This is a genomic window from Leptospira sp. GIMC2001 (genome assembly GCF_028462125.1).
Classification (GTDB): Bacteria; Spirochaetota; Leptospiria; order Leptospirales; family Leptospiraceae.
Window position 1 is genome coordinate 3,890,895 of sequence record NZ_CP115468.1, and the last position, 25,766, is coordinate 3,916,660.

Genomic DNA, 25,766 nt, shown 5'->3' on the forward strand with positions numbered 1-25,766 from the left:
TTTATTATAAATTTTTAAAACTTAAAATTGACATTGGATCTAGTATCACATCATTTACTTTGATTCCTAAATGAAGATGGGGCCCAGTAGACATTCCAGTTGATCCAATTTTACCAATTTCTTGACCTTTCTTGACTTTATCACCAGGCTTAACGGCGATTGATGATTGGTGCATATAAAAAGAAAATATCTTGTTACCATGATCTATGATCGTGAAATTTCCTTCAAAATACATTTCTCTAGCTAAAACAACCGTTCCGTCTTGAATTGCAAAAATAGGAGTACCAGATGATCCTCGAAAATCCAATCCGCCATGAGGTTTCCCTTTGGTTTTATTATAATCACGCCTCACATAAAATGGACTGGTAAGATAAACTTTTTTTACAGGCATAACAAATCCGCTTGTGAATTGCAGATCGCTCATAGAAGAGAAGGCAGTATTTTTCGCTGCTGAACATTCTTGGATGAATTTTAAAACTTCATCGGAATATTTTTTTTCTGTATATTTCTTATCAAGTGTTATAGATTGTTTTTTGATTACGAGAAAGTCTGTTGTATGGATATCAATTTCGTATTTCTTAGTTCCATATTTTACAAATAAGATTTTCGATTGGATTTCAATTTGGAGAGTTTTATTTTTGTATTCGGGACTGATTGGTATAAAGCCAATCATTTCTTCGGTATTTGATTTTGGTGAGAGCAGCACAGGTTTATTGTCTGCGAGCATTTTGAATTTCTCACTAAAGACTCCTGGTTTCAAGGATTTTATACTAACATAGATTACTTCACCCTGCGCAAAATTTCTTGCTTTCATCTCCAGTATAAATTTCTTTTCTTTTTTAGAGATTACAGAAAGCTTAGACTCTTTTGCATCAATTGGGACAATTGAAAAACACGAAATATAAATAAGTAAATAAATTATTCTAAGGAACGCTGACTCCATACTTCAAGGTTCGGAACCTTTTGAGAAGTTCTTCAAACTCTTTTTCTGGAATTGGTCGAGAAATATAAAAACCTTGAATCATATCACAACCTTGCTCTCGAAGTATCATAAGCTGTTCATGATCCTCCACACCTTCAGCGACAACTAAAAGATTTAATGAATGAGCCATATTGATGATTGCAGCAGATATTGCGCGATCATTTTCATTTGTTACCAAATCTTGGATAAAACTTCGATCGATCTTTAGATGATGAACATCTAAGCGTTTTAGATAACTCAATGATGAATATCCTGTCCCAAAATCATCAACAGATAGGAGGACACCCATCTTAACTAAATCTCGAAACATTGCGATACTTGATTCTGGATTCAACATGATAGAACTTTCCGTCAACTCGACTGTAAGAAAATTAGCTGGGAGCTGAGATTCTGCGAGAACACGCTTAATATCTTCCGCAATCCCAAATCCGTTCCATTGTTTCGCACTAATATTCACAGAAATTGGAAAATCTATTAGCCCATCGTCAATCCAAGACTTCGCGGCTTGACATGACTTTTCCAAAACACATAGACCAATATCATAAATTAATCCCGTATCTTCAGCAACTCCAATGAATTTTCCAGGCATTACCAATCCTTTCTGCGGATGGTTCCAACGAATCAGAGCCTCAACTCCACATAGTTCGCCTGTCTTTATGGAAATTTGTGGTTGGAAATAAATTTCAAATTCTTTTGCTTGAATTGCACGTCTTAAATCATTCTCAACTTCCAAGCGACCTTGAACAATTTCCATCATTTTATTAGAGTAGTAAGAGAAATGATTTTTACCTTTATTCTTACTAGAATACATAGCCATGTCCGCCGACTTAATCAGACCCGCTGAACCATCCGCATGCTTAGGATACAATGCAACTCCCATACTAAATGTAATATGAAGTTCTCGTTCTTCCAATTGATAAGGTTTGCGTAATTCCATTTGAACGAAAAGAATTATAGATTCAAGCTCGGTCTGGTTTCTATATCCGCGAACAACTAAGCCAAATTCATCACCTCCAAAATGACCAATAAAATATTTCTTGGATACGATTTTGACAAGACGATCAGCAACTCCTTTAAGAAGTTGATCTCCCCTAACACTTCCTAATGACTCATTCACTAATTTGAAATTGTCAATATCCATCACAATTACTGCTAATGATTCTTGTTGTGACTTAACGATTGATAATATTTCTTTTAATTCTGATTCAAATAAAATTCTATTCGGGAGTTGGCTGGTTGCATTATAGTATGCAAGCGAGTGAATCTTTTCTTCAGCAGATTTCCTTTCTGAAATATCGCGAAAGGTTGCAATGATATGTGCTACTTGTCCTTTCTGAAATACTCTCCAAGTAGATTCCATTGGAATCCATTTCCCAGAGTTACTACGTAATCCTTGATTGACAATGCTTGCTCCGTGAAACTCAGCGTTACTTGAATTTTCATCCATATTCGTACTAAGGAAAGAAAAATCCATCCCAATCAATTCAACTTCTGAATAACCTAATACTATGGTAGCAGTTTTGTTAGGCTGAACTATTTTTTTTGTTTCTGCATCGATAATAAAAATTAAATCCAAGGAATCGCGGAATACATTTTCCCATTCAACCACGGTTTCTTCAAGCATTCTAATATGTGCATTATTCTGTTTATCTTTTTGTTTAAGATCAATAGCTGTTTTTATATGTTTAAAATGGTCTGAAGCCAAATCTTTTACAGTGATATAGAAATCAGCAATCTTACCATTTTCAGACAGCTTCTTATCTACATTATCTGACTCTGTAATGACAACTGTTAAGGAGTTTGGAAATTCTTCGATTACTCGCTTGCACCAATGGTTGGAATTTGAATCTTCAATTAGAAAGAATATGGAATCTCTGTTTCTCTCAACCCTAGAGAAATAAGATTCGTCTGATAGCAAAATAGGTACAGTATCCCAAGCAGACATTAATATGTCTGATATATACATCGAAAGGTTTGTTTTTGATGAGCAAATATATTGAACCATTCGAACCCGATGATCCAGAAGATAGGATTTTTTAAACTCGGTCAATGAGAATTCAGAAATTTATTATTTTTACAAAAAATTGCTAAATTCTTGGAATATTTCTAGTTTCTTTGACCTATTATAGCCCCACCAGTTTTTTCCATCATTCTTTCTTTTGTTAGAATTAAATCTTCGCGATTATCCGCTGCCATTTCTCCCGTTCCGTCAAGATAGATTGCTCCCTTGGGGCAAGCTTCTTCACAAAGTCCGCAAAAAATACAACGCAATAAGTCAATTTCAAATTTCTTAGCAAATTTATCTTCAGGATGCAAATGCTGAATCTCAGGCGTTACTTCTCCAGCTTCTATATAAATCGCATTGGCTGGACAGATCCACATACAACAAAAACAACTCGTGCACCGTTCTCGCTCTTTCTCGTCCCGCTTCATGGAATGCATTCCACGAAACCTGCTCGAGTATTGCCTTTTCTTATCTGGATATTCAATTGTAGGAACACGATTCAATACGGCAACCTTGAGAAAATGCTTCAGAGTAATCCAAAGTCCCTTACTGATTGAATAGAAATAAAACCTCTCTATCCAAGAAAATTGGTGACGCTTTGCAACATTTACAACATTAATTGTGGCCAAGAGCAACTTCCTCCTTTATAGGATTCTGAATTTCTTTTAGCAGTCTGCTAAAAATCTCTGAAGTGCTCAAAAGACCTTGAGGCGCTTTCATAGATTTTTCAAATGATTGAACAAGTCCATTCTTATTGGTAAAACTTCCACCTTGTTCTGCAAATATTTGGATAGGCATAGCAAGTCCAGCCTTCATTACTGAATCACTTAGATTTGTATCCAATACGACCACCTTGCTTAACTTAGATGGATCTATATTCAAAGGCAAAGTTTCTTTAATGACTATTAACATATCAATTTTGCCTTGATTGAATGAATCAATAATTTTATGAATTCCATCATTGGATTTAAGTCCTAAATCCATAGCTCCACGAGTATTAGGATGCCAATCTTTTGTTAACAAGAAATCAACTTGCTCTGTGTCTTTATATTGAGGATCCATAACTCGAGCTTCCCATACAATTTTCTTCTGGCTATCAATTGATACTAGTTGATCAACAATCGCCTTAGAGCTTGAAAGTGATTCATTAGTTTCATGCCCTCCACCGAGTATAGCAATTGAAGAAGAAGCTTTCCAATTATCAATTAAGCTACTGAAGACGTCTGTAGAAATCGATGGTGATCCGTCTTTAACATAAGTAAGCAAACGGTTATCGTTCATCCAATCTAAATCAAATCGACCTTTGTCACAGAGAAAATACATATCTTTCTCGGGTCGCTCTTGCACCATATAGCGATACATTTTATTGTCTCTTACGTTTGCTTTTACGTTGCATCCAGTACTGCATCCGTGACAAACTGATTCATAATTTTTATACCACCATACTCTTGATTTGAATAAGGTTTCATGATTGAGTAGGGCACCCACAGGACAGATGTCTGCTAAAGCACCTTGGTAATTATGATTGATTGGTTCTTCTTTGGCCAATCCAATAATGGAATGGTAACCTCGTTCGAATAAACCCAGATTCGATTCTCCGACTTTCTCTTCTTCGAATCGAACACATCGATAGCAAACAATACATCGATTGTGATTTATGATTAAATTAGTGCCAATTTCCTCTTGAGGAACATTTCGTTTGGTGAACTCAAAACGAGATACACCCTTCCCTGATCCAAATGCGTTATCTTGCAATTGGCATTCTCCTGCTTTATCGCAGACAGGGCAATCTAACGGATGATTGGCGAGAAGAAATTCCATTGTTCCAGCTCGACCTTCTTTTACACGATCACTTTTGGTGATGATAGAAAGTCCTTCCTTCACAGGAGTATTGCAAGCGGCTTGTAATCGTGGAACACCTTCGATTTCGATCAAACACATCCTACACATTCCAACAACAGTTAGAGCAGGATGATAGCAGAAAAAAGGTATTTCTACCCCGGCATCTTTGGCTGCATCGATTAAGTTTTTCTTTTCATCTACTTCGTATTCTACGCTATCAATTTTAATCTTAACCAAAAGCTAACCTCCGCCCTTAGAGACAGACTAAGCCCTAGATTGTATCTTGCAACTCAATAAATTTGGGAATTTATCAGGTTCTAATTTCGCTTGGATGATTTCATCTGCAAAAATTTGAATCTGCCCAGATCTAAGATTTGTATTCTTATTGATTTTGTTTAGAAATTCATCGAGGATACGAAAGCTTGCGGATTCAGCAAAGAAAACATCTTGGATATTTATTTCCATAGCTGAGGTAGTCGAACGAGCTTGAATATAATCCATAACTCGAGCAGCAATTTCGTCCGCACTATTCTTACGTGGGCAGCCTTCCAAATTGAGAGTGATTGAAGGTGCAGCTCCATCATTGAGGGAAATTTTCAAGGGAAATCCCCGTTTCTCTACCAATTCTCCTTTGGATATAGTGAGAGTGGAGAGAACTTTTTCCATAAGTCCATCCACATCAATTGGCTTAAGGATATAATGGCTAACTTGTCTCTGAGCTGCTCGTAAAACATTTTTTCTTTCGCCGGCTGCAGTAAGAACGATTGTTGGAGTTTCTTTAATGAATTCAGCTGCCTTTTCTAGAAATGCCAATCCATCAAGGTAGGGCATCATTATGTCGCTTATTATGAGGTCATATTCATTAACTCTAACCTTTGATAGAGCAGCCATTCCATCTGCAACATGGGTAACATCAAAATTGTATCTATCCAAAGAATGTATCACAACCTTTGCAGAATTATCATCATCTTCAGCTAATAATATTTTAAAAACTTTTTGCATATTCCAACTCCTACTTTTTCAACACCCATTTCAAATACCATTCAGGCTGAAGCGCTCTCTGATAGAAGTAGGCATCAACCAGAATCAAATTGATTGCCGCTTCCACAATCGGAACTGCGCGCGGTAGCACACAAGGATCATGTCTACCTTTTGCCTGTAAAATCGTTTCTTCGTTCTGCGCATTTACAGTTTTCTGCTCTTTCTTGATGGTTGAAGTTGGTTTAAATGCAGCTTTCACTACAAGTTCCATTCCATTTGTAATTCCACCTTGCAAACCACCGGAATGATTGCTTCTAGTGCGAATTCTACCATCTTTATCTTTATAAAATTCATCGTTGTGCTTGCTTCCGGTCAGTCTTGTTCCTGAGAATCCAGAACCAATCTCGAAACCTTTGCAAGCAGGAATCGAAAGAATGGCTTTACCTAAATCGCCATCTAACTTATCGTATACGGGATCTCCTAGGCCAGGAGGTAAATTATAAACTACAGTTTTGACAACTCCACCAACGGAATCTCCTTCTTTGCTCAATTGCAAAATCAACTCTTCCATTTTGGTTGCTGTTGCTGCATCTGGGCAACGAACTTTGTTTTGATCGACTTGTTCGCGAGAAGTTGGATATTGACCATCAACAATATTACTATCAATCTCTCCTATGGAATCAACCCATGAAACCGTCCGAATTCCTAAATCATTTTCTAAAATTCGACGAGCAATTGCACCCGCAGCAACTCTTGCAATAGTCTCCCGAACACTGGACCTTCCACCACCCACATGGGCACGATGCCCATATTTTTCTTGATATGTAAAATCTGCATGGGATGGTCGATAAACATCTCTTAGGTTATCATAATCCTTAGAAATGGTATTTTGATTATCTACAACTAGTGCAATAGGACTTCCAATAGTTCGATTCTCAAAAACTCCAGAAAGAACCCGAACTCGATCAGCTTCGTCACGAGGTGTTGTAATATCGCTCTGTCCTGGACGTCTCCGATCTAGATCTTTCTGAATTTCTTCCAACTCAAATGGTAATCCGGCTGGTACTCCGTCCACCACTACTCCAACTGATGTTCCGTGCGATTCTCCGAATGTACTGACCTTAAAAATTTTTCCCCAACTGCTCGGCATATACTGCCAAGTTCAATGAGATTGGAAAGAAAACAAACCAAGTTTTTGGAGGCTTTTCGGAAAATGGAAAAATAGAGATTTGTTTTCTTTTGAATGTGTTGTAGAATTAGAATATAATCTGTAGAATGTTTACAAGAATCATCTTGAAATCCTGTTTACAATGGACAAACTGCACAGAATAATGCGCAGATCTGATTTTTTCGAATATAATTAACAGCACGCGAACTCAAATGAACCCATTCAGCATAAAATTCGGAATTTTAATATCGATTATTTCTCATATTTTTATCGGAATTGTCTTTAGTTTTTCTTATTGGTTGAGCAGCTCGGATACTGAACTCAACTTTCTGTTAGAAAAAGGTTCCTCCTCTAGAATCGTCGCGCGGTTTGTGAATAAAGGTTTGGGAGATGAGATCTCAAAACAATCTTTAGAATCGCAATTGGGTTCTACGGATGTCGAAAATGACATAGAATCCATACAACGAAAAATTATCTATCCTGCTTCTGCACTCGAAAGAAATTTAGAATCTGACTGCGAGTGGCTTGTAACAGTTGCGGAAAATCGAAAACTTGAAAAATTGGAAACAACGAAGAAATGTAAATACGGAATTTTTGAAAAAGCTTTCGAAGATGCCGTTCGAGATTGGGAATTTGCCTCATTACCGGGAACTGTAATCAGAATTCCTGTCTCATTTCGAATAGACCATGGAAAATAAAGAACCCGATAACGAATCACTCCAGAGAGAATGGCATATCGTTTATACCAATCCTCGAGCAGAGAAAAAGGTAAAAACATATCTTGATCGTTACGAAATTATCAACTATTTACCTTTATTAAATATCAAATCCAAATGGTCCGATCGTTGGAAAATGGTTGAGAAGCCTCTTTTCACATCCTATCTATTTGTAAGAATTTCCTACTGGGAAGAAAAAAACAAAGTACTCATGCTTCCCGGAATACATCATATCGTTTTTTATAAGGGAGTCCCAGCGACTGTTACTCAAGAGGATTTGGATCTAGTAGATTTGTTTGTGCAAAATTATGCAGAAACTTTAAAAGTTCAAAAACATGAATCCTTACAAGCTGGCAAAAAATTAGAAATCAAGCATGGTAAGTTCAAAGGCAAAATTGTTGAAGTCCTTGAACAAAAGAATAAGTTTTATGTTGTTGTAAACCTTCCGATGATGGGTCAGACTGTGAGAGCAGAAATCCAAATTGAAGACCTCGGATTAGAAGAGTTAAAAGTATGAGCCAAGAAATTATTTCCAAAATTGAAAAAGCTCTGGATATAGAAATCGAATCGATTTTGCATTTTCGCAAAAATCTTGATAGTCGTTTTGCAGACGCAGTGAATGTAATCCTACAATCAAAAGGAAAAGTTATTCTAACTGGTGTAGGTAAATCAGGCGATATTGCAAAAAAGGTATCATCGACTCTATCATCAACAGGCACACCTGCAATCTTCATCCACCCTACCGACGCTCTACATGGAGATGCAGGAATCATTGCTCGTGACGACGTTGTCATAGCAATTGGTAAAAGCGGAGAATCTGAAGAATTGAATTCTTTGATTCCCACTGCGAAAAGTATCGGAGCCAAAATCATCTCGATTACTGCAAATGATAAGTCTTCGCTTGCTAAACAATCCGATGTTATCCTTCTCACTCCTATTCTCAAAGAAGCTTGTCCTTTAGCACTTGCCCCAACATCAAGTACAACCATTGCCCTCATGGCGGGTGATGCTCTCGCTATGACTCTAATGGAATTGCGAAATTTTCAAGCTGAAGATTTTGCTCTCTACCATCCAGCTGGACGACTAGGCAAAAGACTCGCACTTAAAATAGACGATGTTATGCGAAAGGGAACAGAACTTGCGCAGGTAAAACCTGAAGACAATCTGGATACAATATTGAAGGAAATTACTTCTAAACTATCTGGATGTGCGGCAGTTACAGACCATGATGGAATTCTGATTGGCTTCATCACAGACTATGATATTCGAAAAAAAGTCTTATCTGAAAAAATTGAAAACCCCACTGCCGAAAAAATTATGACAGCAAATCCAGCACACTTTCCATCTGGAAGCAAGGCTTATGAAGTGTTGGTTAGTATGGAGTCAAGAGAGCGTCCGATATCTGCTGCTCCAATCGCTGATTCCAATAGAAAATTGGTGGGCATTGTGACTGTCCATGATTTGCTACAGAAAGGATTATAAATGCCACAGAAATACAAAGTAATTGCAGCCGTCGGTGAAGATGACCTCAAAAATCTTCAGAAAAAGGATACAAAGGATATTGATATTTTGGAGATTCGCCTTGATCTTTTCTCAAGAAATTATATCCAGAAAGAACTTAAGAAGAAAGTAAAAGCACTAGCGCTTCCTGTTTTGCTAACTTATAGAAGAGCAGAAGATAGTAATATGCGATCTTATGTGAAATTATTTGCTGAGGACGTTGTAGATATTCTCAAAGATTTTAATGATAGCTCCAATTACCTGGACATTGAATTGAACCGCGATGGAACTATCTTTGAGAATTATGCATCCTTAAAGTTTCAGATTGTTTATTCATACCATAGTTTTAAAAAATCCATTTCCCAGAAAGAAATGCGTGACTACATATCCAATGCTGTACCTGTTAAGTCGGGTAAACCTGTTTTTAAATTTGCAATAACACCAGAAGATATTAACGAAGCAGCGGAATTTTTAGCAGATATAAAAGTTCTTTCCAAGCAGAGTAGCTTGATTGGAGTTTGCATGGGTGAGTCAGGAATAATTTCTCGAGTCTTTGGTGACCAATACGGTTCTAGTTTTACTTATATGACCATCGGAGAACCAAAGGCTCCGGGACAAATTACTATTGACACTTTCAAAAAATTAAGACCTGATTTATATAAGAACTCAAATGTCTAACGATCCAGATAAAGTAATTCAAAAATTCGGTGATTTCACTTATTTCGATAATGTTGCCTTATGGTATCTATGCAATGAGACACCACCTCAGACATTGGCGCTTGCCTTCCTCAACGCAGAGGAAAAAGTGTGTGGTTCTATGTTAGGTGTGTTAGATGCAAAAAGACGCGAGTATGTGCATCAGCTAATGGCTCAACAACAAGGTTCTAGTGAAGAATCTAGGCAAGCTGCTGCCGATGGAATGCTTATCATCGCTGATGGCTTGATCACTCGAAACTTGATCCGCAAAGAAGGAAAATACTTTTTTGGAACAAAAAAGTAATCGAATGTGAATTAAATAATTATTGCCGTTGCCGCATGGAAAGAATAGGATCAATACGTCTCATCTCTAAGATGAGATTTCTATTTCTACGAATTATAATTTTTACGTTCTCAATTTTATTTTTATTTCATTGTCAGCATGCAAGGGTTCGAATCCTTCCAAATCTTCCTGAATCATGCATTCCTTTTGAACAGAAAGAAAAAGATACAAAATGTATCAACTCCTTGGCAAAGTTAGAAGAAGAACAAAAAAAAGCCGAGACTCAAGAAATCCTCATTCCCCAAAAGTACTATTTCTGGGGACTCCGTCCGGAAAATTACGAAATCAATGCTGAAGAACAATGCCCAAAAGGTATCATTGAAGTTCACCAATTCTCAAGCTTCATGGACGGATTTTATGAACAAATCACGATCGGAATTTATTCTCCCCGGACTCTACAATTACTTTGCTATAAATAATACTGAATAAATTTAAGCTTGAATTCGCATTGGGATTTTTATAATCATACCCTATGCAACAATTTGAACTCAATAAATACTTCGCAAAAAAAACTTTCTGGAAACTATTCGGTGGTGAAATTCGAATATTCGATGAAAGTAAAAGTAGACTTCTTTTCTTTGTAAAGCAAAAAGCATTTAAACTAAAGGAAGATATCACTGTTTATGCAGATGAATCTAAAACAACTGAATTATTAAAAATTCAAGCGAGAAGTGTAATCGATTTCTCATCTTGTTATGATGTAGTTGATGCCTCTTCTAATTCAAAAGTTGGAGCACTTCGTAGAAAAGGATTTAGATCCATTTTGAAAGACGAATGGGAGATTCTTAACGCAAGCGACCAAGTAATAGGATCAGTGATTGAAGACAGTATGCTAAAAGCTCTACTTCGCAGATTTCTCACTAATCTCATTCCACAGACTTTCAATATCTCTGTTAACAATCAACCAGCTGGAATTTTGAAACAAACATTTAATCCATTTGTTCCGCAATACAATATTGATTTTACTGAAGATCGCTCCCGAGCTCTAGATCGTAGACTTGGAATTGCTGCCGTGATTCTTCTACAAATTATTGAAGGACGACAAAACTAAAAATCTGTAAGAATTCAATTGAGGTATTCGTCTTATGATCTTGGAAAATATCTCAATTGAAAGTATTTTTGCATTCCAATATTAAAGATATTATAATGAGATTGGTTACTCTTTTGATTTTTGCTACGCTATTGCAATGCAACAGAACCACTATTAACTTTCAGAAATCCCCAAAAGATCAAAACCTACAAGAAAGTTCACTGAAGACTTATAGCTACGTAATTGGCTATTTGGAATTAGGCCAAACAAAAACTACCAACTGCGATAGTTCAAAACTAAGTCGCGTAGTCATGGAAAGAAATTGGTTAGATACTGTAATTCATTTCGCAATTGGTGGGTTCGTCACAACTCGAACTACTACTGTAACTTGTATTAAATAGAAATTATTTTGCTTCAAGTTCCCAAGGAATCACAAAACCCAATTCTCTAAATTTGTCTTCAAGTTCTATCCTTTCCCGACTTTGCTTCGGCTGTGAAATATCTTGATTCAAAAATCCAAATTCAATAGCTTTTGCTATCGCTGCATCTTTTCCATTTTTATTATAGGAAGATATAATTTCTTTTTCCAATCGTGTCAATCCGCTTGCAAGAACACGATAATCCATAAAAGCTTCCCAAGCAAATGGACACCATTTACTAACAATCTCATTGCCGATTGTTTTGGCATAGTTGCGGATCTCAAGTTGCGCATGATCATCCATTCGTAATGCAAGAAAATGCAATAGATTGTGTAGATCAATCTTCCAATAAGCTTCTGTATATGTTGATAATAATAAATCTTTTCTAGCTTGTTCGCGAGCAACACCTTTATCTAATCTCTTTTGGTATAGTGCTATTGCTTGATCTTGAAATTGTTTTTCTTCATTACTCAATTGTTTTCCAATTTCAGGGTCCAAAAATCCATCACTGCCTTGGCGATTACCAACAGACTGAAATCTCCATTCTGATTCGTTTGTTGTCTGCGTTGAATCGATAGCCACACTGTATCGTGTTGAGTACTCGTTAACATTCGCCATTCTATGACGAATCCATTGTCGCCATGTATCCATAGGAACGCGAACATGGAATTTTATTTCACACATTTCTAAAGGTGTAGTGTGCTTATGTCTTAAAAGATAACGAATCAATCCGCGATCTTCATGTATCTTTTTTGTTCCTTTACCATAAGAAACTCTTGCAGCTTGAACTATAGATGAGTCTGAACCCATATAATCCACTACTCTTATAAAACCGTCATCTAATACAGGAAATGCTTTCCCTAATATTTTATCTAACTCAGGTACTGAACTTCTTTCCAATATCTCTGGCGTATCTTCCATACATGATATGTCTTTTTTTTAGGCAGTCTAGAAAAGTCAATTTTACTCTTAGAAATAAAATTTTTAGGTTTTAAGAAACTCAATTTTTCAGTCTCTGTCATATATAAGGAATAACGATGCTAATGAAAATTGGGAAAGCCTCAAAAATCGACTCGGATGCACTCCGTATCATCAAGAACCCTAATCTTAAAAGACCAGAAAGTCTATCTGTTCGCCCAGATGATATTTACGTTTTTCCTGTTCCTAGACAAACATACCAATTCCTAGAAGGTGTATGGACTTCCTTTGTGAATAAGATGGTGTCATTAATTTATTTCGATGATGCACCTTCATTCTCTTATTCTATATTCGAAATCATTGATAAAGATGCTATGAAAGTTGTTGCAACAGCAACTCATTTCAAACTCAAAGAGCTTGCAATGAATAAAAAGGTGGCTGGCATTGATGAATATACAAGTCGAGCTAAACCGATTCCACTTTCGGATCCTAGAAATGAATCCGCCATTTACCTCAAAGAAGCAATTATAGATTTCAATAAAGGACTCAGACCTGAAATCAAGTTTCTTGATTTAAAAAAGGAACCTATCCATCCGGATAAGAAAATTCTTTTATCCGATACAATGAATTATGCGGTTGGACTACCTCTATTCATAAAAGACAATCCTATAGGAATTCTATGGGGAATAGCAAAGGATCCAATCGAAGATCACGAGAAAGAAGAGCTTCGACAACAATTCTATTCTCTTTTTGATGTAATTGAATTCGTGATTGGTAAAGAATTGGATGGTGCGCTTGATACCTATATGGCTCGAAAAAATATCGAGAAAGCAGACACACATTCTAGTTCCAAAAATCTTTTTTACACAACAACGGAAGAGCAGAAAGAACCTGTTACTTCTATCATTTTTCGTTCGTATCAATATGAAACTGAATATAGAATGGATGCGTCCTTTATTATTCCGACAAGCAAGGGCTATGCGGTAAGCTTGAAGCAATTTACTCCAGAGAAACTAAATAATACGAATAAAAATATTCTGATGATTCCTGGATTCTTCTGTCGCAGATCTGTAATGGATAAGCTTGCAAAAGAAATGGCACTGAAATATGGCTATAGAGTTTTCTCTATGGATATGCGAGGACGTTCTAAGCAAACGATGCCCAGAAATGGACGCAAAGAAGGTTGGACCGTTGATGATTATATCCAATCCGATTTCCCAGAAGTACTCCGTTGGCTAAGACAACAATACCCAAATGAGAAGACAGTAGTTCTTGGACATAGCATGGGTGGAATGATTCCTAGATTTTATGCTTCTGCATACAATAAAATTTGCGAAGCGCGTGAAGATCTCAATCTTCCAGATCCAAAGAAATATATTTCAGGAATCATATCGATCACTTCACCTAATTATATTAGCATCAACTCAAATATTCTATACATTGATCAGATCAAGAAAGGACTCAATATGATTCCTTCCAAATCAATAGTAGATTTCTTTTTGAATATGACATCATTTTCCATGCAGACAACTATTCAGACGATAGATCTGAAGAAGTTTTTCAAAATGTTATTGAATATGCATGAGTCTTTGCGTCCATTTTCATTCGATATAGGAACGAAGATGTTAACGATTAAAGATTTCGTTGGCTACAAAGAAATTACTCCACCTGAGTGGTATTTCTTAGTTGAAGATGTATTTTGCGAAGAATCAGTTAGCGTTATCATGCAATTCGTTCACTCACAATTATCAAATGACAAATGCTTCCTTTCATCCGATGGAAGAATCAACTATACGAAAGAACAAGAAAACTTTGATCTTCCAATTTATTCAATCCTAGGAACAGTTGATAAGATCGTACCGATGGAGAGCATCGAAGAAGATTTAGCAAATCTTCCGAGTAAGAATAAAGTGATTGAGAAATACGAGCAAGGACATCTTGGAATAGTTTTTCATAACGAGACGGTTCGTCAGATATGCCAAGGATTGGATGCTTGGATTCAAGATTTAGGTTAAGATTAAGATTCTAAAGATCTAATCTAATCAACTAAATCTTGATAGCTCTTATCCTAGATCACAAGAAAGTATGATTGAAGGTAATAAATTATTACCTTCTTTTGGTGTAAAAACTCCGCCACGTAAACTGCAGTCCAACCGAGCTTCCTCTTCTGTATCATTTGGTTCTGCGTAGACGTTGAGTTGATAGCCTGCTTCAAGAAACAAGCGACAAGATCCAACTCTATTCTGTGCAGAACATTTAGCAGATCTCTTATTGTAACCTGAAATGCATAAGCTTGATTCGGCTTTTTGCTTAGCTTGAATAAAATAAAATTCTATACAAGCAGGTTTGGAATTGGAATCGGCTGAACAAGTATAAGAAAATTCTGCAGCCAAAGATGCTTGTTGTTCTGTCGAAAGGTTTGCGTTAGAATTCAGAACATTGCTTTGTTGTTGTAGTTGATATAGGCCAATCAAACGCACACAGTCTTCTAGTTTTTTATCTTCTGCTCTTTGTACTTCCGAACTACAGGCAAAAAAAATAATATTAGAGATAATCATAATACTGGAAATTATCAAAGTTTTAAAAGCTGATTTATTTATTTTTATTTCATTCATAATTTTGCTTTTCCTTGATCAATAAAACAATTGGAGTTGAGTCCGTATTTCATGTGATCCTACTACTAGAGTTGGATCACCATCTAACTTAAAATAATCCATTTGCCATTTCAAGTTGTGCTTGGAAAAATAATATGAAAGTCCAACTCCTGCCTCACGAGAATATTGTAGTTGCGGATTGGTCTCTCCCCAAGGTGTGTACTGACCCCATCTTGTCGATACCTCCCAATTGTTCTCAAACAAATAACCCATCTGGAAAAAATATCCGTAAGCAGATCGAGAATATTCTCTACGAATCACACCATTGATCTCTCTTTCTTGATAAGGAAGATTTGCTTTTCTTGAAATAAATTCTGTTGAGAAAGAAAAGCCCATCCATTTCACTAATAACTCTGCAAGTCCATGAGTATAATCGAATCTAGCAAACTCATAGACATTTCCAAATGTAGATCGATCTCGCCTTGTTTGATTGTTTTGACCAGCACCAAAGCTAATTGCTAACTTAGGAGTTTTGTGTCTTTTGAAATCTCCCTCAGACAATAGTTCATCATCAACACCAGCAAGTTTGTTCTGCAAAAAATTTCCAAAAGGGAAATAGGATATTTTTGCAACTGTCAATACTCCATTTCCGCCAGTAGTCCGATTCCTTCCATCACCACCAAAAACTCCCACATTGATTCCAACTTTATCCCATAGACCAAATAGATCATTTGTGAAAATTTGAATCCCAGCGTCACGATCTAAAGTCAGTTCTCCGTTCACAATAGAGCGATCAACCATTTGCAAAGCAGATGAGGAGTTCACACGTTGTCTGTTAAACGGAACTTTCATTTGTCCAACAGAAATTTTGACAGATTTAAATCCGTTGTAAAGAATCACTGAATCTCGTAAGGGAACAGGTCTGTCAGGTTCGTTATCTAAATTTGAAAAACCAAACTGGACATAGTAATGCCATTCATCTCCACGCAATTTACCGCGCGCCATCAACCTAAGTCTTCGCGCTTGGAATGTAGTACTGTCTTTCGAACGGTCTTCTGGAACAACGGTTTGCGAAGCTCGCAACTGAGCACGGATTCGAATATTGATTAGTGACTCGGCATCATCACTGGTAATTGTGAAGCCCTCACCCATCCTTGAAGTAAACCAATGAGCTGCGTACAAACTGTTCTCTGCCTTCTTGGATTCTGAAACATTTTTTAAATTTTCTTCGGGCTTCTTGGAATCATTGGCTTCTTCAGAACTACTTTTCTGATTCGACTTATCCTGATTTTCTAAATCATTATCTTTGCTATTGGTAGGATTATCATTTTTTATTAAAGGATCCGAAGAGATTTTATCCTCAGCAAATAGTAAACATGGATGTAAAAAGAGAGATAGTTTTAAAGTAAGTATCAGGATACTTCTAGAATAAGTTTGTGAAATTGACTTAATATTCATGTTCTAGTAGAAAGATCTTGTGAAAGTAAATTGTAATCTTTTTGTCATAATTTCCAGAAGAGTTTACAAAACAAGAAATCGAAATCGGATGTAAAATTATTTTCTTAGATTCATTACAGTCTAAATACTCAATGAATAAAAATTCGATGATTCTATTTGCAAAAATTCAATCTAAATTATTAGTCATTTGCCTTGTAACATTCAATTTAAACTGTCTATCGGTATATCCCGATGGTAGTCGATATTGGACAAATTTCGTATCTTTAAATGAGGCGATTCGTTCCGAATTTAAAGACACGGACATGCGAGCGATCCTATTTGGAAATTTGAATCCAAAAAATGAAAATTTACTATATAAATCTGATGATGAAAGCCTTTACCTGGTTATCAATGCAGTAGAGAATTCATCGACTCCTTTGAAATGGAAAGTAAGCAAAGATTCTGAAATCAATAAAAAAGCTAAGTTCCATTCGAAAACAAGTTTTACGAAAAGAAAATGGGATAAAGATGATATCTATTATATTTCTCGCAAACAATATTCATCATTAGGTGATTCCAAGCCATCTTTAACTTTCTTATCAATTGCCAAATTAATTGATAAAGAACCTCATCCAAGTACAACTCAAGATTGGCTATGCAAATCCTTCAAATGCTTGGTGCAAGAAACGAAACAAGGGAGAATTCTTTCTTATCGAATCACCAATGATACGAAAATTAATTATCCATCTTTCTACGAAACTTTTGCGCCACGTATGGATCAGATCAAATTTAATGCATTTGCAATTCCTGATCATAAGCAATCTGCTCAGATTCAAATTTTCAACAGAGAAAGAGAATTATTTGTACAGCTTCCAAGACAAAACTCTAAGGACTGGCTTAATCCCAAGCAAATTCATATTACTGTCGATTTTTCATTGGAAAGCTTTGGTGTCAAATTTCAAGTTAAGCAGTTGAAATACCAACTAAACTATTCGAATAATGGAATATTAGAAACTTTAAGTGGAAAATTTATAAATACGCCTGATCCAGAAATCCAAGGAAGATTTTTTTATATCATTCCGCCAGGTATAGTCGATTTGTTCATACCCGGAAACATAGAGGAATACTTCCGTCGAGGACTAACCCTTTTGACTCAAGGTAGTGATGGAAAATCCGGGAATCGCTTTGTAGCAACTTTCAAAGGAAAAGGCTCCAATTCATCTTTTATTATGAGTTCCCAATCCGAATCCTATCAAAAGAAATTTTCGCTATTCAATTCGGATTCAAATAAAGATAATAAGAATCAGAAGGGATCAGTTGAAGACTTCTTCAAAGATTTCTGGCTGAATATTGCACGAGATCTTTCAGGAGTCAGCTCATTCTAATTACTTGATGCAGGAGTTTTCTCGCTATCTGCACCTTTCTTATTTAAGAATTCTATAAACTCAGGGATTTTTCTCATCTCGATAAAATCATCTTCTTCATTTGCTAGTCCCCAGTAAATATCCTTAAGATCACCAGCCTTTTTCAGTAATTCTTGTGTTTTCAGACGATCATTTAACATAGCATAGCTTTTTGCAGTTAAATACATAGCAGCTGAAGAATTTTCGACCAGACTCAACATTTGAATGGCTTTTTTTGGATTGCCAGTATAATAGAGAGCTTTCCCGCGATAGAAGAGATACTCTCTGTCTTGTGAATAACTAGACTCAAGAACTTTAAAATAGTCTTCAGCTTGTTTGTATTTCTCTTGATTGGTATAGTCACGAGCAAGCTTAATCATCGCAGGATAGTAGGTATCTGGAATATTTTCCGATTTAGGATATTTTTTGCGAAGCTCTGTCTCAAAAGCATACAACGATCCTGCATCCTTTGCAGTGGAATCAAATTTACACAAAGATTTATACATCATAGTTTCTAATTGATTCGGCATGGTTTTTAGAACTCTATCGGCAGATGTAATACAGGATTCATATTTGGACATATCATAATACAGCTTCGTCAACGCGATCAATGGAGAAGACTTACCATTCATCTTATAAGAATTCAAATAAGCAGCTTCAGCCTCAGCGTAGCGATCTAATTTATGAGAAGCCATACCTTCATTTAAGTAAAGGTAATATAGAAACTGTTTATCTTCCCGATCAACATGCTTCTTCGAAAGATTAAAAAGTTCGAGCGCTTCATTGAATTTTCCTAAACGAATATTAGTAACTCCTAATTTATAAGAATAGCTTGGTTTTTTAGGAAATGAAGCAACCAGTGGTTTCATAATTGATTCTGCTCGAACAAAATCTTTTTCATTGAAATAAATTAATGACAATTCCCATCTAGCTTCTTCATCACTAGGAGTTTGTTTTAAAATGGCCTCATACTCTGTTTTGGTTTTTTTTACAGGTGGAGGATCATTGCTAGGTGCAGTCGAGATATAATTGTTATTGGATGAGACACGAGTAGGCGTTCTTCCGCGATTAGCGTCTGCTCGTTCATAGATCTTCTGAACTTCTTTATTGTTTGGATTGACCTTTAGATATCTTGAACTGTAAACAGCAGCTTGATCCCATTCTTGGTAATAATTATAATAAAGTGCAAGCTTAAGAAGCGAAGTGCTCTTTTGACTTTTGGAAAGATTGCCTTCGACTGCTTTGCGAAACATTTGAATAGATTTTGGGAAATCTTTTTTTGACTCGTGAATATAACCCATATACAAATATGGAGATCCATCATTCGGATTCTTATCAGCATAAGCCTGGAACAATTTTAAAGCTTGTGTATAGCTCTTTTGAGAGTAAGCTTTCTTAGCTTCTTTTAATTCTGGAGGATCAATTGAGCTCTGTGCAGATGTCTGTGTTACAATCAAGAGCCCCACTCCTAATACAAGAGTGGGTAAGAATAATTTCTTCATTATAACTATTTTGACGAAATGCAGTGCTAGATTAAATCCTTTTTTCTTTCTCAGATGCTAATTGTCGAGCAGCCCTCATAGCAACACTCATAGTTGTAATCTGAGGATTCACAGAAAGACCGGTTGGATAAACAGATGCATCCATAACGAAAATATTTTCATGACCATAGAGTTCTAAATTTGGAGCTACAGCCCCAGTCTCAGAATTGGATGATGCTTGTATTGAGCCATGAGGATGCGCCGATCCAACAGCTAGATGTCCAGGAGCAAAACTCTCATTCAGAATCCAATCGAAATTGGTAGATGAATCAACTCTCATAGGTTCCGTGATTCTCGGGAATGGCAACACCAATTCATTTGCACCAGCAGCAACACTGATCTCAGCAAGGGCTTTGAGACCACGCAACATATTTCTGCCATCAGTTGGAGTCAGCTCAAAGTATACTTTTCTCTTACCAAAACTCCACTTAACACTTGCATTGGCTTCCCCATCGGCACCATCACGAACTAAAACAATTCCTGCGTTGTATTCGGGATAATTTTTCAAAACTTCAAATTGTTTTTTTCCGTAAAATGGAACTAAGGAAGCTGTCAGTGTCGGACGAAAAGGAGCGACCTCAAGCCAATAACCATACCCCGTTCCTTCTTGATTGTGACCGTCTTTGATTACAACTGATTGCGGTGGTCCAGAATACATTTTGATCTCTGAATTGAATCTTGCAAAAATTGTGGAAGTTGGATGGACTTTCAAATTGCGTCCAACCCAATCATTGCCCAGAGAAGACCTCTGCAATAATGCGGGTCCTTCAATCGCACCTGCAGACACAATCACAATCGGTGCAGTAATTTCCATTTTCTCAATTATTTCATTGGGTGCTTTTTCATATGCATCTGGTGAAAATTCCGCATATACAGTCTTCATTTTTCCATCACTGATTTTGATCGCACGCATATTTGGAATGACAGTTGCCCCGTGTTCGAGGGCATCAGGTATCCAAGTAAGAAATGTCGACTGTTTTGCATTGATAGGACATCCAAGTCCACATCTACCTAGTCCAATACAACCTTTATTATTATTCTTTAAAACTTCGGGATTATAACCTAATTTCTTCCCACCTCTCCACAATACGCTATTGTTAGCATTGATTAGGTTGTCTGGTACAATATGTACACCTAATCTATCATGTACCTCTTGCACAATTCCTTGCATCTCGTCCAATCCATATCCAGTCCATCCAAACCTCTTAGACCATTCATTGGTTACATAGTCTGGAGGATACAATGAAGTCTGCCAATTTACAGTCGTAGAACCACCCAATGTTCTTCCTTGGACAATACTAATAGTCTGATCTTCCGATACTATAAACCCTGCATCTCTATAAAGTCTTGCTTGGGCAATGAATTCATCTCCCGTAAATTGAGCTGGCGTAAAATAAGATCCTTCTTCAATCAATACAACTTTTAAACCTTGCTTAGCTAATTCTGCTGCAGCAACTGCTCCTCCCGCTCCGGATCCAATCACAACCACATCCGTTTTCATTTTCCAAAGATTTTTTTTTATATTCTGATCTTTGATGACTTCTGCATGCTTCTTCGGAGTGATAATATTTTTGTTAATGCCAGGTATTCCCATGATGATTCCTTTAAAAATTATAAATTCAAAATTAAGATCTATATCCCATATATTCTTGGAATCTTTTGTCACTGGTAAGTAGAAAAAAGGAAAATTGCCTTAGTATACTATATATTCCTCTTTTCATTACGAGAGTGGAATGCTTCCAGCTTTGCAATCTCTTGTCCATTGCTTCTTTGTCCAAGTTAGCAAGCGGAGTAAGGGAAAAATCTAGAGCAATGGCAATCAGTATGGATGAAGGAATTCCAGCAAGAAACAATACAACATCTTCGTTCTCAGTTGGAGTTGGATGCCCATATAAGTAGTTATCTAGTGATAGTCCAAGATCGTAATCTTCGATTGGATTGCCATCAAGTATAACTTCTTGCAAAGATCGAAAACTTTGATAGTCAACTTCGGAGAGACCCTTTAACCTTGGAGTTGGCCTGTCAGTTCCGCATCCAGTTGTTTTGATTGCGAAAAATGAAATGGTCGATATTTGCATTAAATATTTTAAAAACTTGCTTCTTGAGATTTCTGCTTCAAACATTGGTAAAACCTTTGGGTAACTATCATTGGGAAAATTTAATTGTCTAGCAAAAAAAACTTCCTCCACATCTTTCAATCCATTGTAATTCTCTATACAATTAATTGTAGTATTTTGATTCCTACTCGTGAAGTTTGGAAAGGAATCGAATCCGATTATCCAAAACCGTTCATTAATTTATTGAACTCAGAATACATTGGACCGACACCCATTAGGCGATGGGATCGTGAAGTATCAGCCATAATGATACACACAAGCAAAGACCTATCAGCTCAGGAATATATTCGATCTTCTTGGGATAACCAATGGGCAATTCAACTTCTTATTGACAAAAACGGAATCGTTTATGGAGAACCTTACCCTGGAGCAATAGAATTACCAGCAAGCCCTGGAATGGATCCAGTCACAATCCATATAGGAATTGAAGGTTTTGCTGATAGAATAATTCAAAACAAAATTCAATTGGAAAAAACAATCCAAACAATTGAACGACTGGTTGAAGTTTATGGAATTAAAACAACAAATCACGACATTTCTTCTAAAGAGGGAATCTTCACACACAACCAATCCAAAAAAAGATTCGGAGGATTCATAAATTTAAAAGAGTATGGGGATGAGAATTTATTAGCAACCATTCTAAAAAAACTGAATGGCAAATACTATCCTGAAGATCAATGGCTGGATAGATTTGAATCCAAGTGGGTTCTGCGAAAAGAGAATCTGAACTTAATCAAAAAGAAATTTACTCCAGACAAAGGTAGAGGTTTATCTGAACTTCCTAAAGTTGAGCTTAAAAATCTAGAGCAAACTTCGAATGGTCTCGCTTTAGAAGAAAAGAGAGTGAGATACGCTTACAAAGGTACAATTCGTCCGACTTGTTTGGTTTTGCATTATACTGCTACAACAGAATACAATAAAACCTTAGGAATCCTTGAAGCACGAGGTCTCAATGCTACAATTATGGTTGATACGGATGGGAAAGCGTATCAGATATTGGATAGTTTGTATGAACTTCCTTCAACAGCTTATGGAACAAATGAAAAGTGCATTCAAATAGAAATCGTTGGCCTCAATACCGAAGAATTAATGGCAAACGAAGCACAATCAGAGAAAGTTGTTGCCTTAGTTCAGGAGATTTCTAACAAGTTTTCTTTTCCAATAACAAATCATCGGATTGAAGAATTCAAAGGAGTGTATTCTCATACTCAAGCTAAAAAGAAATTCGGTGGATCAATTTTTCTCATGGCTCAAGATTTTGATCCTGGAGAATCTTATATGAAACTTGTGATCGAAAAAGCAGGTGGCACGTACTTCCCAGAAAAGGATTGGTATGATCGTCAAGGTAACAACTGGGTAATATTGGATCGTAAATTTCAACCGTAGTTTCTATATAAAAAGCGTCTAAACACTATGACCAAGAAGTGTTCCTTTCTCATTCTAGGATTGTTAATTACATCCTGCGGATTCTTACAATCAAACGATACTGTTGAGCCAGATGTTCTGACTCAAAGAGCAGCTCAAGAAAGGTATGATCAAGTACAGAATGTACGCTACAACATTTTCTTAGAAATCGATGCAGGTAAAGAATTCTCTGGTGTTACTGAGATTTTATTCGATATCAAAGATACACATAAACCACTTCGAGTTGATTTCTATGAAGGTAAAATTTCAAAACTAATTGTTAACGAGAAGAATATTGATCAAATACCTTACGAAAAAGGTTTTCTAATCATATCTTCAAACTTCCTGAATCCAGATGCAAATCGAATTGAAATACATTTCACTCATCCTTACAGTAGATCTGGAAATGGACTTCATACTTTTGTAGACCCGGTTGACAATGAGACATACCTTTATAGTCAATTTGAAACGAACCATGCAAACCATATGTTCCCTTGCTTCGATCAACCAGATTTGAAGGCGACTTATAAACTAGACGTAATCGCTCCAACGAAATGGAAAGTGATTTCGGCAACTCTTCCCGAAAAGTCAGAAAGTCTTGGAGCGAAAACCAAAACTTACTTTCCCGAAACTCGTCGATTCTCAACTTATATTTTCTCACTTCATGCTGGACCATACTCAGAGTGGAAGGATTCTTATAATAATATTCCTCTTCGATTATTAGCAAGAAAGTCGATGGCTCAGTATGTTGATCATAAGTTATGGTTCAAGGCAACCAAACAGGGATTAGCTTTTTTTGAAAAGTATTTTGATATAAAATATCCATTTAGTAAATATGATCAGATTATAGTTCCCGAATTCAATTTCGGTGCTATGGAGAATGTCGGTGCTGTAACATTTTCTGAGAGATTCTTGAGTCGTGGCAAATCAACAAGACAATCTCGCGAGAAAACAGTAAGTGTAATCCTGCATGAAATGGCACATATGTGGTTTGGAAATTTAGTCACAATGAAGTGGTGGGATGGATTATGGTTGAACGAGAGTTTTGCGACATATATGGCAGCCAAAGCACAATATGATGCAACTGAATTTACAGAGTCATGGGAAACATTTTTTACAGGAATGAAAACTTGGGCTTATGCATCGGACCGATCTTCAACAACTCATCCGATTCAAGGAAATGTACTGAACACGGAAGAAGCTTTCACCAATTTTGATGGGATAACTTATGGGAAAGGTGCCTCAGTTCTAAAACAACTTGTCTACTTTGTTGGAGAAGAAAATTTTAGAGTTGGAGTATCCAACTATCTGAAAGAATTTTCTTACAAGAATGCTGAATTGGTGGATTTTCTTAAATCCATTGAATCAGTATCGAAGAAAGATTTAAAAAAATGGTCTGGTGATTGGTTAGAAAAGGAAGGCTTCAATCGAGTTGCATATGAACTTAAGTGTTCTGGAGGTTTAATTGATTCCATTGCACTCAATCAAGATTTCAAAACCAACACTCGATATCTTCGCGATCACCGCATGATGATAGCTTTAGTTGATATAGAAGAAGAAAATGCAAAAATTTATAAGACAATCGGACTGGAATATTCAGATGAAAATACAGTTCACAGTTTTGACAGAAATGAAAAAACTAAATGTCCTGATTTTGTAATTCTAAATTACAAGGATTATGATTTTGTAAGAACTGTATTTCCTAAGGAAATACTTGAAGAAAAAAATCATAGAATCCTTAGAATCCTATTAAAGGATTCACCAGATACACTCACTTCACTTATGCTCTGGCGATCTCTATATGATGAAGTTTTGGATGGAAGACTGAGCATCAGCGCTTATAAAGATATTGCAATGAGCATTCTACCCGAAGAAGACAATGATATTGTGCTCGAATCTAACCTAGGACATATTACTTCGAATCATTTTATTTCTTATCATTCCCTTCAATATCTTCAGCGTGATCCTGAGAGAAGTGAAGCCCTTGAAGAATTGGAGAAATTTACTTGGGAAGAAACTCTTAAAGCAAGTGCTAATTCAGATCGAAAAAGATTGTGGTTTAGAAATTATTTATCAGTGGGAAATACAAAAACATTCTTTGATCGCGGTCACAAAATTCTTATTTCTAAAGAAAATATTCCAGGCTTGACGATTGACCAAGATTTGCGTTGGTCTATTCTAAAAAAATTGTGTTCTTTCAATCATGATGATCATTCTGTCAAAAAATTACTTGAAGCAGAAAAGATTCGCGATAAGTCTCGAATCGGACTTGATTCAGCTCTCGCTTGTGAAGCGGCTCACCCTGACCCAGTGACGAAAGGCAAATGGATGGCGATTCTCACCAAAAATGATGAAGGGTATTCAGCATCGACTTTGCGAACTATTATGTATTATATATTTCCGATTCATCAGAAAAATTTACAAATTCCATTTGTTGATTTCTTCTACCAAAACATAAAAGAAAAGAAGGTTTTTGGAGATGAGAATTATTTAGAATCTTATTCTTCTACTTTGGCTCCACAGTTTTGTACCGAGGAAAATAAGCATATTCTAAAGAAGTTTATCAACAATAACCAAAGACTTTCGGCTCCAGTTCTCAAGAATCTAAAACAAGTTTTGGAAACCGAGGAAGATTGTTTAAAAGTTAGAAATTCAATTAACTAACGATTC

24 protein-coding genes are annotated in these 25,766 nt (G+C 36.4%); 12 read left to right on the top strand and 12 right to left on the bottom strand.

The features are described from left to right. Positions 1 to 4: 4 nt before the first annotated feature. The 6 genes from O4O04_RS19215 to aroC all read right to left on the bottom strand — a co-directional run bounded on the left by O4O04_RS19215 (position 5) and on the right by aroC (position 6,960). Entirely contained in the window at positions 5 to 814 is an 810-nt protein-coding gene (locus O4O04_RS19215; protein ID WP_272533520.1) for a M23 family metallopeptidase, read from the bottom strand. Positions 815 to 923: 109 nt separating this feature from the next. Beyond that, positions 924 to 2,987: a putative bifunctional diguanylate cyclase/phosphodiesterase gene (locus O4O04_RS19220; RefSeq protein WP_272533522.1), complete on the bottom strand. Its 2,064-nt coding sequence runs from the start codon at positions 2,985 to 2,987 to the stop codon at positions 924 to 926. 101 nt (positions 2,988 to 3,088) lie between these two features. Further along, on the bottom strand, positions 3,089 to 3,616 hold the full coding sequence (locus tag O4O04_RS19225; RefSeq protein ID WP_272533523.1) for a NuoI/complex I 23 kDa subunit family protein: 528 nt from the start codon (positions 3,614 to 3,616) through the stop codon (positions 3,089 to 3,091). Beyond that, positions 3,603 to 5,066 carry an NADH-quinone oxidoreductase subunit G gene (locus tag O4O04_RS19230; protein ID WP_272533524.1) on the bottom strand — a complete coding sequence of 488 codons (1,464 nt, stop codon included), beginning with the start codon at positions 5,064 to 5,066 and terminating at the stop codon, positions 3,603 to 3,605. The genes O4O04_RS19225 and O4O04_RS19230 overlap by 14 nt, the downstream gene beginning before the upstream one ends. A 27-nt stretch (positions 5,067 to 5,093) precedes the next feature. Continuing rightward, complete coding sequence (locus O4O04_RS19235) at positions 5,094 to 5,831, bottom strand: response regulator (RefSeq protein WP_272533525.1); 738 nt, start codon at positions 5,829 to 5,831, stop codon at positions 5,094 to 5,096. 10 nt (positions 5,832 to 5,841) lie between these two features. Beyond that, a complete protein-coding gene (gene aroC / locus O4O04_RS19240; RefSeq protein WP_272533526.1) occupies positions 5,842 to 6,960 on the bottom strand; it encodes a chorismate synthase in 1,119 nt (372 codons plus the stop codon). Between the two features lie 230 nt (positions 6,961 to 7,190). On the opposite strand from aroC, the gene O4O04_RS19245 reads away from it, so the two are divergent. From O4O04_RS19245 to O4O04_RS20505, 8 genes are all read left to right on the top strand, one after another. After that, positions 7,191 to 7,676: an LIC_10042 family TonB-like protein gene (locus tag O4O04_RS19245; protein ID WP_272533527.1), complete on the top strand. Its 486-nt coding sequence runs from the start codon at positions 7,191 to 7,193 to the stop codon at positions 7,674 to 7,676. Beyond that, positions 7,666 to 8,211 carry a UpxY family transcription antiterminator gene (locus O4O04_RS19250; RefSeq protein WP_272533529.1) on the top strand — a complete coding sequence of 182 codons (546 nt, stop codon included), beginning with the start codon at positions 7,666 to 7,668 and terminating at the stop codon, positions 8,209 to 8,211. The genes O4O04_RS19245 and O4O04_RS19250 overlap by 11 nt, the downstream gene beginning before the upstream one ends. Next, complete coding sequence (locus O4O04_RS19255; protein ID WP_272533530.1) at positions 8,208 to 9,176, top strand: KpsF/GutQ family sugar-phosphate isomerase; 969 nt, start codon at positions 8,208 to 8,210, stop codon at positions 9,174 to 9,176. The genes O4O04_RS19250 and O4O04_RS19255 overlap by 4 nt, the downstream gene beginning before the upstream one ends. Further along, positions 9,177 to 9,872, top strand: a complete 696-nt coding sequence (locus tag O4O04_RS19260) for a type I 3-dehydroquinate dehydratase (protein WP_272533531.1) — start codon at positions 9,177 to 9,179, stop codon at positions 9,870 to 9,872. Next, positions 9,865 to 10,194, top strand: a complete 330-nt coding sequence (locus tag O4O04_RS19265; RefSeq protein WP_272533533.1) for a hypothetical protein — start codon at positions 9,865 to 9,867, stop codon at positions 10,192 to 10,194. Before O4O04_RS19260 ends, O4O04_RS19265 begins: the two co-directional genes overlap by 8 nt. A gap of 35 nt (positions 10,195 to 10,229) precedes the next feature. Further along, positions 10,230 to 10,652 carry a Bor/Iss family lipoprotein gene (locus O4O04_RS19270; RefSeq protein WP_272533534.1) on the top strand — a complete coding sequence of 141 codons (423 nt, stop codon included), beginning with the start codon at positions 10,230 to 10,232 and terminating at the stop codon, positions 10,650 to 10,652. A 53-nt stretch (positions 10,653 to 10,705) separates the two neighbouring features. Beyond that, entirely contained in the window at positions 10,706 to 11,284 is a 579-nt protein-coding gene (locus tag O4O04_RS19275) for an LURP-one-related family protein (protein ID WP_272533536.1), read from the top strand. Between the two features lie 95 nt (positions 11,285 to 11,379). Then, complete coding sequence (locus tag O4O04_RS20505; protein ID WP_442915975.1) at positions 11,380 to 11,664, top strand: LIC_10461 domain-containing protein; 285 nt, start codon at positions 11,380 to 11,382, stop codon at positions 11,662 to 11,664. A gap of 3 nt (positions 11,665 to 11,667) precedes the next feature. Here O4O04_RS20505 and thyX read toward each other — a convergent pair whose 3' ends face one another. After that, positions 11,668 to 12,603, bottom strand: a complete 936-nt coding sequence (thyX, locus tag O4O04_RS19280) for an FAD-dependent thymidylate synthase (protein WP_272533538.1) — start codon at positions 12,601 to 12,603, stop codon at positions 11,668 to 11,670. Between the two features lie 122 nt (positions 12,604 to 12,725). Here thyX and O4O04_RS19285 point away from each other — a divergent pair, with 122 nt between their 5' ends. Further along, a complete protein-coding gene (locus tag O4O04_RS19285) occupies positions 12,726 to 14,615 on the top strand; it encodes an alpha/beta fold hydrolase (RefSeq protein WP_442915919.1) in 1,890 nt (629 codons plus the stop codon). 48 nt (positions 14,616 to 14,663) lie between these two features. Here O4O04_RS19285 and O4O04_RS19290 read toward each other — a convergent pair whose 3' ends face one another. Together O4O04_RS19290 and O4O04_RS19295 are read right to left on the bottom strand one after the other, a co-directional pair. Further along, entirely contained in the window at positions 14,664 to 15,215 is a 552-nt protein-coding gene (locus O4O04_RS19290; RefSeq protein WP_272533539.1) for a hypothetical protein, read from the bottom strand. A gap of 18 nt (positions 15,216 to 15,233) precedes the next feature. Continuing rightward, complete coding sequence (locus O4O04_RS19295; RefSeq protein ID WP_272533540.1) at positions 15,234 to 16,652, bottom strand: porin; 1,419 nt, start codon at positions 16,650 to 16,652, stop codon at positions 15,234 to 15,236. Between the two features lie 131 nt (positions 16,653 to 16,783). On the opposite strand from O4O04_RS19295, the gene O4O04_RS19300 reads away from it, so the two are divergent. Then, positions 16,784 to 18,016 carry a hypothetical protein gene (locus O4O04_RS19300; protein ID WP_272533542.1) on the top strand — a complete coding sequence of 411 codons (1,233 nt, stop codon included), beginning with the start codon at positions 16,784 to 16,786 and terminating at the stop codon, positions 18,014 to 18,016. On the opposite strand, the gene O4O04_RS19305 is transcribed toward O4O04_RS19300, so the two are convergent. From O4O04_RS19305 to O4O04_RS19315, 3 genes are read right to left on the bottom strand one after another with little or no spacing between them, the layout of a single operon-like run. Then, a complete protein-coding gene (locus O4O04_RS19305; RefSeq protein ID WP_272533544.1) occupies positions 18,013 to 19,536 on the bottom strand; it encodes a tetratricopeptide repeat protein in 1,524 nt (507 codons plus the stop codon). The two genes, O4O04_RS19300 and O4O04_RS19305, sit on opposite strands and share 4 nt — an antisense overlap. Before the next feature lie 31 nt (positions 19,537 to 19,567). Beyond that, the gene (locus O4O04_RS19310) at positions 19,568 to 21,172 is read right to left on the bottom strand and encodes a GMC family oxidoreductase N-terminal domain-containing protein (RefSeq protein WP_272536150.1); all 1,605 of its coding nucleotides are present in this window, start codon (positions 21,170 to 21,172) and stop codon (positions 19,568 to 19,570) included. Between the two features lie 28 nt (positions 21,173 to 21,200). Then, positions 21,201 to 21,698 (bottom strand): hypothetical protein, encoded by a 498-nt coding sequence (locus tag O4O04_RS19315; protein WP_272533546.1) that lies wholly within the window; start codon positions 21,696 to 21,698, stop codon positions 21,201 to 21,203. A gap of 39 nt (positions 21,699 to 21,737) precedes the next feature. Here O4O04_RS19315 and O4O04_RS19320 point away from each other — a divergent pair, with 39 nt between their 5' ends. Continuing rightward, a complete protein-coding gene (locus O4O04_RS19320) occupies positions 21,738 to 23,078 on the top strand; it encodes a peptidoglycan recognition protein family protein (protein ID WP_272533548.1) in 1,341 nt (446 codons plus the stop codon). Between the two features lie 27 nt (positions 23,079 to 23,105). Continuing rightward, positions 23,106 to 25,760, top strand: a complete 2,655-nt coding sequence (gene pepN, locus O4O04_RS19325) for an aminopeptidase N (RefSeq protein ID WP_272533550.1) — start codon at positions 23,106 to 23,108, stop codon at positions 25,758 to 25,760. Positions 25,761 to 25,766 lie beyond the last annotated feature (6 nt).